A 13,658-nucleotide genomic window follows, 5' to 3' on the forward strand; every position below is an offset into this window, starting at 1 on the left:
TATTTATATAGTATATCCATAAATTTATATAGCTCAAATAAATTATAAACATATACCCTTATTGGAAAGATGTAAAAATGTTTTCGATGGGTGTAAAAACTGTTTTGCGAGAAAAAAAATCAATGAGAAAGCGCTATATAGCATCATTTTTATCATAATTATTATGGAGGTAAATCATGAGTTACCCAGATGATTATTCCACAGATATAGAAAAAAATAAAATGGATTTAAAAGAATTTAAAGAGAAAACTCAGATTGCAGAGTTAGAAAGTAAAGTTTTGAGATTGGAATTAAAAAATAAAGATGTAACTAGAGAGAACGTACAAATTAAAAAAGAAAATGAAATATTAAAGCGAGAACTTGATAAATTAAGAATTCCGCCATTAATACTCGGCACAATACTCGACAAAGTAAACGAAAGAAAAGCAGTTGTTAAAAGTTCTACAGGCCCAAATTTCCTTGTAAACCTTTCACAATTTGTAGATCCTGAAGACATTGTTCCAGGAGCAAGAGTTTGTTTAAATCAACAGACACTTGCAATTGTAGAAGTACTTCCTAAAGAAAAAGACTACCGAGCTATGGCAATGGAAATTGAAGAAAAACCAGACATTTCCTTTGAAGATATCGGTGGTTTGAACAATCAGATTAGGGATATTAAAGAAGTAGTAGAACTTCCACTTAAAAACCCAGAACTATTTGAAAAAGTGGGTATCGTTCCACCAAAAGGAGTACTGCTCTACGGACCTCCGGGAACTGGAAAAACACTTCTTGCAAAAGCTGTTGCATACGAAACCAACGCATCATTTGTTAGAGTTGTTGGTTCAGAACTGGTCAAAAAATTCATCGGTGAAGGTGCAAAACTTGTAAGGGATGTTTTCAAACTTGCAAAAGAAAAATCACCTTGCATCATATTCATTGACGAAATCGATGCAGTTGCAAGCAAAAGAACTGAATCATTAACCGGTGGAGATAGAGAAGTTCAAAGAACTTTAATGCAGCTTCTTGCAGAAATGGATGGTTTTGATTCAAGAGGCGATGTAAAAATCATTGCTGCAACGAACAGACCGGACATTTTAGACCCTGCAATATTAAGACCCGGAAGATTTGATAGAATCATTGAAATTTCAATGCCTGATGAAGATGGAAGGCTTGAAATCTTGAAAATCCATACTGAAAAGATGAACCTCAAAAATGTTGATTTGAGAGAAGTTGCAAAACTTGCAGAAAACATGGTTGGTGCTGACTTAAAGGCAGTATGTACCGAAGCAGGTATGTTTGCGATAAGAGAAGAAAGAGAATTCATCAAAATGGACGACTTCAAAGAAGCTATCTCAAAAATTACAGGTAAAAAAGAAAAATGCAGTTACGATATGCCACAATTAACCGTAATGTACGGATAATTAACTACTATTTTTTTAAATTATTTTTATTTTAAACTTTTTTAAGTGATGTTTATGAAAATTGGAATTATTGGAGCAGGCCTTGGGGGCCTATTAAGCGGTGCAATTTTATCAAAGGAACACTCAGTTACAATTTACGAAAAACTTCCATTTGTTGGAGGTAGGTTTACAAATATTCCTTATAAAGGGTTTCAATTAACTACTGGAGCTCTTCACATGATACCCCATGGAAATGACGGGTATTTAGCACAGACTCTTCGAAGAGCAGGTAGTAACGTAAAAATAGTAAATTCCGTGCCAGATGGATACTTTCGAGTAAACGGAAAAAATCACGAATACAAGGACATTTTTGGACTTGTTAATACAAAGGAAAAATTAAAAGGGTTGAAACTTGCTGCAAGCCTAAAACTTGGAAAAATTGACAAAAATATGCCATTTGGTGAATTTTTAGAAGATATACCCCTCGCTCTTGCGGTTGGAAACTCGTTTAGCGGTTGGGCTTTGAGTTTAAATGCATATGACACCCCAATGTCAGAAGTTATGGAAATAAGTAGATTATATCATAAATTTGGAGGCCCCGGAATTCCAGTTGGTGGTTGTAAGGGCGTTATCGATAGCCTCGTTGAAATAATTAATAAAAACGGCGGAAAAATTTATACTGGTCATGCAGTAGAAAAAATCGAAATTGAAGGAAATGGTGCATTTATTGATTCAGAACCCTTTGACATAGTAATAAGCAATGCATCTCCAAAAGTAACGGAAAGCCTTTCAAATGTTAAATTTATTGAAAAAGAGCCAGTTCCGTCAAAAGGAATAAAAATAAATGTTGCAAGTAAATCGAGTCTTGTAGATGGTGCAAGTGTTATATTTACAACTGATTGCGAAAGAATTAACGGTTTAAACCAGCCTTCAAATGTCGACAGGAGTTTGACAAAAGAAGACTATAACTTAATAATGCTACATGCAACCCAGATCAAAAATAATACCAAAGAAGAAATAAACCTTGCTTTAAATGATATCGAATCATTATTTGGTGGAAAAGACTACGAAGTGATATCCATTCAAAGTTACGGTAATGGTTGGCCTGTAAATCATGCTTCAAATGGAACTGACCTAAATCCAATCGTTAGAGATAATCTATTACTTGTTGGAGATGGCGTAAAAGGGGTCGGGGGAATTGAAGTTGAAGGTGTTGCGATGAGTGTCATTGCAGTTTTAAACCATATTGAAAAATTAAAAAAATAATTTATTATCTTATTATTTTGACACCTGATGCTTTGAACATCACACATAAATTTTTATTTTCTTTAATTTCCAAAGCTTCGAGTGAATTTGGTGTTATGAGAACTTTTATATCAATGCCGCCAATATCCAAAGTTAACCAGACCAGATGTCCTCTTTTTTGGATTTCTGTAACTTTTCCATTGAATACATTTTTTGCGGAGCTGTCAAAACATTTTAAAGCAACGATTATACTTTCTGGCCTAATCGATATTTTTACATTCTCACCAACTTCTGCAATATCAGAAGAATATATCTTTACTCCAGAAACATCCAAAACTGAAATGTCATTTGAAACTTCTTCCACTTTTGAATCGAGAATATTTGTACCCACAAAATCTGCAACAATTTCGGACGAAGGATTTGAAAATACATTTTCTGGAGTTCCATACTGATAAACTCTTCCGCCCTTCATTATCAGTACTTTATCTGCAAGACTCCAGATATCATCGAAATCGTGTGTTACGTGGAGTACCGTTGTTCCATATTTTTTTATTGCATTTTTAACGAGTACCCTAATCTTTTCTTTCGTTTTAACGTCCAGTGCACTGAAGGGTTCATCCATAAACAGGATTTTTGGCTTTATGATAAGCCCTCTTGCAATGGATGCCCTCTGCATTTCCCCACCACTTAATGTTTCGGGTTTTCGGTTGAGAAGATGATCGATTCCAAGCAACTTTGTTATCTGAAGAATTTCTTCTTTTATGATGTTTTTATCCTTCAATTTCTTTTTAAGACCGTATTCAATATTTTCATAAACTGTCATGTGCGGAAACAGTGCATAATCCTGATAAATTATACTTATATCTCTTTTTTCAGGATTTAAGTTCGTTATCTCTTTTTCTTCTACAAATATCCTTCCAATTTCAGGAGTATAAAACCCAAGCGCAGTTTCTAAAAGTATGGACTTTCCACTACCCGTTGGCCCAATTATTGTTACGTAATCTCCTTTTTCAACACTTAAATTAACGTCCTCTAACTTAAACTCGCCCAGATTGATATTTAAGTTTTCAACTTTAACGAAACTCAAAATTTCCCTCCTTCGTATTTCTCAAATATCAAAATCGCAATAAAGGATATCATTAAGAGTACTATTCCACTCGAAATCGCCATTCCAAGATTTCCATATGACATGTTTAGATACAACGTTATCGGGAGCGTTTCTGTATACATGTACGTTCCACCGGCAAGCATTAAGACAGTTCCAAACGTACCCATGCATCTTGCAAAAGCAATTATCGATGAAGCAAAAATTCCACTTCTCGCCATCGGAAGAGTAACATTTTTAAAAGTTTCGAACTCGCCGTATCCAAGACTCCTAGAAACAAGTTCGTATCTCGGATTAATATCTTGAAAAGTAGAACATACAATCCTTATTGCATAGGGGAGTGCTGTGAAAATCTGAGCTACAACTATTCCAAGTTTAGTAAATACCACCTTTATTCCAAAAAACTCCAATAAGTCCCCGATAAAAGTTTGCCCAAATAAAAGCAAAAGTGCAAGCCCCAACACAAGTTCTGGAAATGCTATCGGTAAATCAAGTATTGCTTTGACAATACTTTTTCCAGGAAATGAATATCTAGATATGGCATAGCCTGTAGGAATTGAAAATCCCAAAACAAATGCTGTTGAAATTAATGATGAATATAGCGATACTTTAAGAGAATAGATCATTTCTGGATGAAATAACGCGGCAAACACGTCTTCAAACTTTGGAACTAAAATGAGTGAACTTATCGATAAAAAAAGTAAAAATGTAAACAAAAATGTCAGAAAAATTGACATTTTTTTAAAACTAATTAGTTGCATGGGTTAAAACCCCACTTCTGCCAGAGTTCAAATGATTCTTCGGAAACTACATAATCATTGAAAGCTTTTGCAAATTCAACATCCTCTGCCATGGTGGTAACTGCAGTAGGTATTGTTTTTATGGTATTTTGATCTTTTGGTATTTGAATAACTACAATTTTTCCTTCTGATTCTGCCCATGTAACCATGTCTTCCCAGATTATAGTCGCATCTGCCTGTCCTGTTGCTTCGTAGATTAAAAGCTGGTTTACAGTAGGCGTGAAAACTTCAACATTTACATTTACAGCTTCCCATATTCCATTCTTTTCACATATGCTTTTAGCAGTTTTTCCAATAGCACATGCTTGCGGGTCCCCTAAAACAACAGATACATCTTCTCTTGCTAAATCTTCAAGACACGTTACATTTTTAGGATTTCCTTCAGGAACCGCGATTACTGGAACGTGGTCGACCACAGTTAAAACAGTTTCATTTAATATGTATCCTGCTTTCATTGCATCTTCAGTATATTTGTATGCACCAGGAATAAATACGTCACATTCACCGGTTGTGGTTAAAACACCGAATACTTCAGCACTTCCACCGTAATGAACCTGAACTTTTGCCCCGGTTTCGTTTTCAAAGTTAGCAATTATTTCATTCATAGGTTTCATCAAACCTGCTCCACAGCACAATCTTAATGTTTTACCATCGTATATCTTTTCAGAGCCTGCATCTGCTGAATTGTCGGTACAGCCTGCAAAACAGGTTAGAAGTAAAACTCCAACAATTCCTAGCACCAATATTTTTTTCAAATTATCACCGATTTATAGATAGTAGTAATTTTGCACATATGTTCAAAAGTAAAAAAGTGCAAAAAAAATAAGGGATTTTAATTATCCCATTACGACTAAGTCGCTTAATTCTTCAGGAACATTTCCAATAGCGATTGCTGGGCTAATTGCAGGTTGTCCTGAATTTTCGAACACTTCAGGGTGTTCCAATACCATTTTTGTAAAACTAACTCCTTCTTCGTAGTCATCTGCATTTGAAGGTACAGTCATTCCGTAAACGATTGGTTTTGCGAGAATCGTACTGTTTTGACCTTCTAAAATTATGCTTGTTGTAGCATAATCATCTGCATTTGCATAGTTTCCGAGGTTAATCTCATCAGGAAGTTCTATGAATGATAAGTTGTGCTGATTTGCAACACTCTTGTATATGAATAAGTAATCGAATGCACCAGTTTCTAAGGGGCCCAAGAGGTCTACTTCTTTGCTCCTCATGAATACTTTGTCTTCGTTAACATCAATGGTTGAAGGGCTTCTTACAAGGTAAGTTCCATCCGCATTTTCATCAACCATGAAGTTTGAATTTTTAAGCATTAGATTGTCGTAGATTGTTGAATCTCCGTAAGCTGTTTCTGCAAGCTGTACTACCATCTGGGTTCTGTATCCGCAGGGGTCGTCATTAGGGCTTGAAAAACCGTATTTTACTCCATCCCTTTGGAAAATTTCATACCAGTTGTCTGATGTAATTTCATCGTAGTACTGGCTGTTTTCAGTGTATGCGATAACGATTTCATTTTTTGAAACCATTACGTACCAGTCCGCATAGTCTGGCATCATCATATCAGGGATTAACGTGTAATCTGCAGAAGCCAATATTTCTGCGGTTTTGTTGAGTTCAGTTATTTTTCTAACACAAGCGACACTGCCTGCAGATTCTCTCTGAACGTCCACGTTAGGATATTCATCCTCGTACAATGTTTCATATTCCAAGAAAGGAACTGCAAGACTTCCTGCGTGGAATATTTTTAATACCTTTTCTTCTGAAGTGGAATCAGAAGCACTTTGGTCAACACATCCGCTGAACGCGAGAACAAGTAATATCCCGAGCGTTGCAACGATATTTAATGATTTTTTATTCAAAATACCACCACCATTAGGTTAACACCTATCTTATGTACTTAAAAATTATATATACATTACTAGATGATTTCAGACGTAATATTTTATAATTAAATATATTATCTATGTGGACTAGGTAACCATAATTAATTACATAAAATAAAAAAGACTTTTTTAAAGATTTGATGATATTAATAACGATATAATATGATTTTTTTAAATAAAACGTTAAATCCGGGATAGAAATATTGATATATGTAGGAAAATAGAAAAGTAATAACAATAGTTTCAACGCAGTATTTTTGATTTTATTCAGTCTTTTTGGTGAGGCCATGTATGCGGAAATGTCAAAAGAAGAATTATTGAAAAGGTTTGATGGCTACGTAATTTCGAAAGACGTTAAAGAAAAGACAGAAGCTACCAAAATCTTAGGGTACCTGGGAATAAAAGAAATTAAAAGTCGAATGGATGAGATTTTAAAACTTACCTTGGAAAATGACATTTCAATAAGATTAAATGTAATAACTGCGTTTTCAAACATTTTAAACAAATTTCCGGAAGTTTTCAGCGAATTTTTATCCTGCATATACTTCACTACAGAGTTTTCGAACAACATTCTCTCAGAACATGCCAAACATGCGATAAAAGCTTTTGAACCCGATGTAATTGAGAGGCATGTTGAACATTTTAAAAACGGAATTTACTCAAAAAATACGGAAGAAAGAATAAAAGGAATAGTGGGACTTTCTTTGATTTCAAGATTCAGCCCGGAATTTTTAGATAAAGCATTATCTGAAATTGTAATGGTATCAACATATGATAAATCCGAGTTGGTGCAATTAATCGCACTTGGAACTCTTGACGACTTTTCACAACTTGATAGAAACCTTTTGAGATATTCCCACCTTGTGTTCAATAAAAAAATGGATACAAAACCAGTCAGTTCTGTTAATACCAATGATGAAATCTCCAAATCACTAACAGACCTCGCAATTTCAGAAGAATTGGGTGAAAATACAATAATTGAATTGTTAAAATACCTATCAAATGAAAACGATTTTTATTCATTGCTCGCTGCAATTTCACTTAAAAACAATATTTCAGAAGTTAAAAATGCATTTTCAAAATATCCTTTGATATTTAACGACCAAATTTCAAAATTCTATAAAAAACATTTGAATAATATACAAGAGCTGGTTTCATGCCATTTGATCTTGGATATGTGCTGTATTTTAGATATGGAACCTAAAAATGTGGATTTTGAAAAGATATTTTACTACCTAAAAAAGAATATTTCTGGAAAGGAGCATTTATCAAAAGCATACTCCCTAAAAATCCTTTATTCATTGTTTAAAATGAAAAAATTGGATTTAGATGAAAAAATTGATGAAACGTTTGATAATTATCCATTTGAAAATATTTTAAAGGAACATCCTCTATGCTATCACTTTGGAATGCCCCTTTTAATTGAAAAATATAATACCTTACCCAAAGTCGATAAAAATCCGTATTTAATCAGTTCTCTTGATTTAAAAATGCGCTACATGGGCCCTGCAGAAAGATACCAGTATTTGAAATCTACTGAAAAAAATTTTGAAAATGAATACTGGCTTGAGCGATACGAAAGTGCAAAAAAAATTGGAACGGTTCTGTATTTTGACGAAGCTAAAGACTTTATAAACTTTGACCTTTTAAACCAGATTCTTCATGATGAAGTATACCTCGTCAGAAATATTGGCATATGGATGCTTCGAATACTTTCAAAATACGATGTAAAAATCCCTGAAAAAATTATTTTAGAAGCAATCCACAACCTAAAAAGTCCTTACTGGGAATTGAGACTTGAATACTACTTATTCTTCAACGAATTACTGGAAAAAAATTCAGAAATACTGAAAAACTTCAATATTGCATCAAAACTTAAATTTAGCTTGGGAAATCTCCACGTAACCGAAGAACATTCTCCTTCAAAAGCCATTATAAAAGATATTCTAAATAAAATTTTAGACAATCTAGAAAACCGTTCGGAAAATTTTCAGAACGAATTAAAAATTGTAGATTATCCCGAATCATATCTTGAAAACCCCGTATCTTCTGCTGCATTTCTGGAAAAATTAAAGATAATGTTGGATAGTTACATCCTAAAAAATGATGAAAAAAATATTTCAAAAGTATTAAAATTCCTCGAAACATATGAATCAAAAGTAGATTCTTCATATTTAATCGAAGAACTCGTAAAACTAAAAAAAGATTATGAAAGTGCAGATCATTTACTAAATAATTTAAAAAACAGGTACAAATTAATTCCAAAATCCCTTGAAATTCAAATCTCAAACAGTCTGAATAATCCGATAATTGAACACAAAATCGACGGGCTTGAAGAAATCCTTGTTTATTTAAAAGAAGGGTTCGAACTCAGCGAAGAAATGAGTATGAAGATAAAAGAAATTTTAATAATGTACAGGGATGAAAAACTTACAAAATCCTGCCTCAATATTTTAAATTTGCAATCAGATCTTGAAAGCAGACGAATAGTTCTTGAAAAAGAAGAATTTGATACCTATTTAAACGATCTAAAGGGGATCAAGGGACTATCTGATGAAAAAATAAAAAATATATCTCCAGAAGAACTTTACGTAAAATTAAACCATATTTTACATAAAAAATCAGATTACGATTACGAATCGATTAATTTCAACGACATACTGTATTTTTTATCTGATTATTCAAAAATTCCTTCCGTAATATTAATTACAATTATCCTGAAAATTTTAAAAAATGTAATTCATGACCCAAACTCAGATTTTTTAAATAAAATAGATGTTGAAAATTCAGAACTTCTGGATGATTTATACTATCTAACACTTTCAACAGATTACAGCATAATTTCAAAAAATGCACTTTTATTAACTGTAGAAATCGTTAAAAATAAACCAGAATGGCTTTCAAAGAATATCGCAGGAAATTCAAAAAATAGGGACTGGATTATATTCTTAAATTTATTTTTAGATTATCCTGACGATAAAGTAGTTGGAGAAACTCTCGATGCACTCGATTACCATGCTAAAAATTCAAAATATTACGCGTTCTCAAAGGAATTTCTTGAAAAACTTATTGTCCTACTGGATACCTCAAGCTGGACAAATTTCAAAAAAATTGTAAAAGTACTTAGCGATTATAGTATGGATAAAGAACTTTTAAACACCATTTCCAAACTTCTGATTGAAAAAATTGAAAAATCAAACGATGATTCTAGATTGGTATTATTGAGATTCTTTAAAATTCAGGATGTATCCAAAATAGACGAAAATTTGATAAATAAACTTTTTGAACTTAAAAAGTCTGAAAATTACGATATAAAAAGAGATATTGAAGAGATAGAATCAAAAATTATCTGATAATTACTGGAGCCACAATATGTATCAGAATATGCCTAAAAAAGACCTTACACCACTTTTTGATAAGTTTATCGAATCTAACGAGTACAAGGAAAGAGCGGAAGCTGCAAAAATTTTGGGATATCTCGATAAAGAAGAACTTGGAGAAAGACTGCAAAAAATTGTATTATTAAATTCCGATAATAATATTGCAGTGTTGCTAAATTTACTTAGTTCCATCAAAAATATTCTTTTAAAATATCCTGAAAAATCCGAAGAACTTTTAATATATGTTTACATACATACCGAATTTTCAAACCACCTTGTAAAAGAGTTTTCAAGGCAGATCATAGATTCGGTAAACCCTAAAGTAATCGATAATATCGTAGTATACCATACTTCAAAATTATATTCGAAAAATAGGTTTGAAGTTGTAAAAGCATTGTTAGTATTGGGATTTGTATCGATATATTCTCCAGAATACCTTAAGAATTCACTTCCCGAACTTTCGATGATTTCACTATATTCAAAATCAGAACTTTCAAAAATACTTGCTCAAGCAATACTTGACGAATTTGAAAATATTCCCAAATCAATTATAAAAGAATTAAAATTTTTAATAGAATCTCCAGATATCGATGAAAATAGTTGGGATGACACAAATGACGCATTTAAAAAATTAGTGATAATTAATTTAAAAAAAGAAATTAGTGATGACGAATTTTTACTTGTTTTGAAACATTTAACTGATTCAGAAGAAAAAAATGCAATTATATCTGCAATTACGCTTAAAAAATATGTTAATTTACTAAAAAAATTAAATGAATCTGAAAATGAAATTTCGGAAATATATCCCTCAATTTACAATGCATTGGAAAATAAAAATGAAATCGATGGATTGAATGCAATTTTAACTTCTGCGTACATAAGAATACTTGTTAATTCAAACATTACTTCTGAAAAAGCCTTAAAACTTATTAAAAATTTAGTTACTCGGTATTTAAACCATGATAACTATTTAATCAGTAGTTATGGGCTTGAAATGCTAAATTCTTTTGTTTTATTGAAAAATAGTGAACTGAATTTAAATATTGAAAAAATTCTCGAAAATAACAATTTTGGAAATATTTTAAGATATAACAGTTTAAACTATTATAGTGGAATTAAATTAATCGCAAATTTAGGACTTTATGATATAGTACGTCCGGAAATAAGCCCATATTTTAATGAAAGTCTCGTAAATGAATATGCTGAAGTTCCAAAAAGTATGAATTTTGAACAGTTTCGATCTCTTGAGAAAAAATTTGACAGCGAGGACTGGTTTTACAGGTTTGAAATCGGAAAAAAACTGGGTAATCTCACATATGCTGTTCCAAATGATATAAAATACAGCTATGGTTTAATTAACTCAGTCCTTAATGACCGTGTATATCTTGTAAGATCTGTTGGTGTATGGATACTTCACATCATTCTAGATAGGGGTTTTAAAATCCCTGAAAATTTGATAATTGAATCCATCTCGTGTTTTGATGATCCAAATATGGAAATACGGCAAGATTTGGCAATTTTTTACAATAAGTTACTTAAAAAATATCCTGAAATCTTGAATAATGTTGAAATAAAATCTAAATTTCAAAGCGCCCTTACAACTAAATATTTTACAGACCGATTTAATATTGTTCGGACAATTTGTGAAGATACCTTAAAATTAATTCCTAATTCAAAGGATTTAATCGGTTATGAAAGTAAAAATCTGGAAGAAAAGTTTGAAACACTTGAAAAGGCGTTGGATAATTTCGAACTTAAAAGATCTGCAGTAATCCGGCTTAAGGTAAAATTGAGAAGCTACATTAAAACAAAAGATAGCGAAAACATATTAAAAATACTAGAATTCATTGATAAACAGGATTTAACTGAAGAATTTTTTGATTTATTCTTTGAATTATGTTCTGTTAAAAAAGACTTTGAAATTGCAGAGAATATATTAAATAGACTGAAAAATAGGTTTCCAGAAGTTCCAAAATCACGCGAAAATATTATTTATGGAAATTTAGACGAAATGATAGTTTCAAGACGAATAGATGCATTAAATGAAATTTTGGAATACATTCTAGAAGGTTTTGAGATCGATGGAAAAATTATTAAAAAAATAAAAGAATTTGCAATATATCCACAAGTAAATTCCAAAATAACAGAACTTTCACTAAAAATACTTGAAAAACTCAGCACTGAAGAATCTAAAAGAATATTTAATGAAAAAATTGAACTTAATGGGTATTTATCTAAAAATAACCTCGAATCTGAAGTTGTCGATGTGAAAACTCAAACCTGGAAAGAAATATATTTTTCATTGAAATATCTGCTAACTCAAGACTATAAAACCCTAAATTACGTAAATCTTGAATTTTCAGATTTTATGAAATTTAATATCCTAGAATCAGACAAAAATTCATTAATTATTAGCATAATTCTCTTAGAAGTGCTAAAAAATAATTTAAAGTTGGAAGATCCCATTTTAATGGACGAACTTGAAAAATACAAAAGACCAATACTTAAAAATATTTCAAAAATTATTTTAAATCAAAAATATCCATTATTGTCCCAAAAAGGACTTGAATTTTTAAAAACCGTGATGTATAAAAAATCTTCATGGTTTGAAGAAGCTGTTCTAACCAGTTCAAAATCAGAAGAATATTTGACACTCATTTCAAAACTTCTTGATGAAAATACGCCACAAATACAGGTTGAAAGCTTAGAAACCCTTGCAAATTTGGTAAAATTAAATGTTAAATGTACAGATTATCCTGATATCCATGAAAAAGTTTTGAATTTAATAAGCGATGATAAAAAATGGATTGTATTTAGAAAAGCTCTTGAGGTAATCTATGCATGTAATTTCGAAGATAAAGAAGATATCCTCGAAAAGGTGAGTAAAAGAATTATAGACTACCTTAAAAATTCAAATGATGATTCCAAGCTCTTTTTAATAAAATTCTTTAAAATAAAAGGAATAGATAAAATCCCAGATTACTTATTTGAAGAATTGAAAGAATTTGAAAACAGCCCGAACCCATATATAAGCTCAGAAATAGCAGAATTAATTCAAAAAAGAAAAATGGGTATGAATTTTTGATTTAATTTTTTTCGACAAAATTTTTCAAAAAGTATTCGTATACAATAACTCCATCCTCTGAGAGTTCAGGGTGGAATGAAATTGCCATAATATTTCCTTCTTTTACCCCAACAATATTTCCATCATCTTTTGAAATTATTTCAACGTCTTTTGAAAGGATCTCGCCAACTTGTGGGGCTCTGATAAATACTGCGTGTACCTTTTTTCCGCCCAATACTATTTCTTTTTCAAAACTATCCTTTTGGCTACCGTATGCATTTCTTTTTATTGTTACATTCAACATTTCAAGTAATGGTTGTTCTTTTCCAGTTCCTTTTGATAAAAGAACCATTCCTGCACAGGTTCCAAGTATTGGGATTTTTAAATTTCTAATTTTGTCGATAAATCCGTAGCTTACCATTAATTTTCCAATAGTGGTACTTTCACCACCAGGGATTATCAAAGCGTCTATCCCATCTAAATCGTCTACAGTTCTTATCCGTTTAGGAATACAGTTTACTTTTCTAACTGCATCTTCGTGTTCTTCGAGATCTCCCTGAATCCCAAGTATTCCCATTATTTTCATAAATTCACCGTTTTTTATAAATTGTACTTAATACGGATAGTTTTGAATCATTATTTAAAAATTTGTATAATAAATTATATATCTAAATTAATAAATATATCTTCCTAAAATAAAAATGGGGCCGAGACCGGGAATCGAACCCGGGTCGAGGGATCCACAGTCCCTCAGGATAGCCACTACCCTACCACGGCCACAATAATCATC

At 31.8% G+C, this 13,658-nt stretch carries 9 protein-coding genes and 1 tRNA gene; 4 read left to right on the top strand and 6 right to left on the bottom strand.

The genetic code is table 11. From position 1 onward, the window contains the following. Positions 1-176 precede the first annotated feature (176 nt). Entirely contained in the window at positions 177-1,400 is a 1,224-nt protein-coding gene (locus HNP90_RS02565; RefSeq protein ID WP_011977303.1) for a proteasome-activating nucleotidase, read from the top strand. Positions 1,401-1,454: 54 nt separating this feature from the next. Continuing rightward, a complete protein-coding gene (locus HNP90_RS02570; RefSeq protein WP_011977304.1) occupies positions 1,455-2,645 on the top strand; it encodes an NAD(P)-binding protein in 1,191 nt (396 codons plus the stop codon). 4 nt (positions 2,646-2,649) lie between these two features. Here the strand turns inward: HNP90_RS02570 and HNP90_RS02575 are convergent, their stop codons facing one another. The 4 genes from HNP90_RS02575 to wtpA form a co-directional block, all read right to left on the bottom strand. Beyond that, positions 2,650-3,711, bottom strand: coding sequence for an ATP-binding cassette domain-containing protein (locus tag HNP90_RS02575; RefSeq protein ID WP_011977305.1), 1,062 nt, complete (start codon positions 3,709-3,711; stop codon positions 2,650-2,652). Next, on the bottom strand, positions 3,708-4,490 hold the full coding sequence (locus HNP90_RS02580) for an ABC transporter permease (protein WP_011977306.1): 783 nt from the start codon (positions 4,488-4,490) through the stop codon (positions 3,708-3,710). Before HNP90_RS02580 ends, HNP90_RS02575 begins: the two co-directional genes overlap by 4 nt. Next, positions 4,481-5,284, bottom strand: coding sequence for a molybdate ABC transporter substrate-binding protein (modA, locus tag HNP90_RS02585; protein ID WP_011977307.1), 804 nt, complete (start codon positions 5,282-5,284; stop codon positions 4,481-4,483). Before modA ends, HNP90_RS02580 begins: the two co-directional genes overlap by 10 nt. 81 nt (positions 5,285-5,365) lie before the next feature. Continuing rightward, entirely contained in the window at positions 5,366-6,400 is a 1,035-nt protein-coding gene (wtpA, locus tag HNP90_RS02590) for a tungstate ABC transporter substrate-binding protein WtpA (protein ID WP_011977308.1), read from the bottom strand. Between the two features lie 311 nt (positions 6,401-6,711). Between wtpA and HNP90_RS02595 the strand changes: the two genes are divergently transcribed. Next, a complete protein-coding gene (locus tag HNP90_RS02595; protein ID WP_011977309.1) occupies positions 6,712-9,777 on the top strand; it encodes a hypothetical protein in 3,066 nt (1,021 codons plus the stop codon). Between the two features lie 19 nt (positions 9,778-9,796). Further along, positions 9,797-12,889, top strand: a complete 3,093-nt coding sequence (locus HNP90_RS02600; RefSeq protein ID WP_011977310.1) for a hypothetical protein — start codon at positions 9,797-9,799, stop codon at positions 12,887-12,889. A gap of 1 nt (position 12,890) precedes the next feature. On the opposite strand, the gene pdxT is transcribed toward HNP90_RS02600, so the two are convergent. Next, positions 12,891-13,454, bottom strand: coding sequence for a pyridoxal 5'-phosphate synthase glutaminase subunit PdxT (gene pdxT / locus HNP90_RS02605; protein WP_011977311.1), 564 nt, complete (start codon positions 13,452-13,454; stop codon positions 12,891-12,893). A gap of 116 nt (positions 13,455-13,570) precedes the next feature. Beyond that, a tRNA-His gene (locus tag HNP90_RS02610) sits at positions 13,571-13,645 on the bottom strand. Positions 13,646-13,658: the final 13 nt, after the last annotated feature.

This window comes from Methanococcus maripaludis (assembly GCF_013760955.1).
Lineage (GTDB): Archaea > AGJL01 > Methanococci > Methanococcales > Methanococcaceae > Methanococcus > Methanococcus maripaludis_A.

Bases quoted from the DNA above. Each gene is read 5' to 3' on its own strand.
- HNP90_RS02565 (WP_011977303.1), top strand. From the start codon at position 177: ATGAGTTACCCAGATGATTATTCCACAGATATAGAAAAAAATAAAATG.
- HNP90_RS02570 (WP_011977304.1), top strand. From the start codon at position 1,455: ATGAAAATTGGAATTATTGGAGCAGGCCTTGGGGGCCTATTAAGCGGT.
- HNP90_RS02580 (WP_011977306.1), bottom strand. From the start codon at position 4,490: ATGCAACTAATTAGTTTTAAAAAAATGTCAATTTTTCTGACATTTTTG.
- HNP90_RS02595 (WP_011977309.1), top strand. From the start codon at position 6,712: ATGTATGCGGAAATGTCAAAAGAAGAATTATTGAAAAGGTTTGATGGC.
- HNP90_RS02600 (WP_011977310.1), top strand. From the start codon at position 9,797: ATGTATCAGAATATGCCTAAAAAAGACCTTACACCACTTTTTGATAAG.
- pdxT (WP_011977311.1), bottom strand. From the start codon at position 13,454: ATGAAAATAATGGGAATACTTGGGATTCAGGGAGATCTCGAAGAACAC.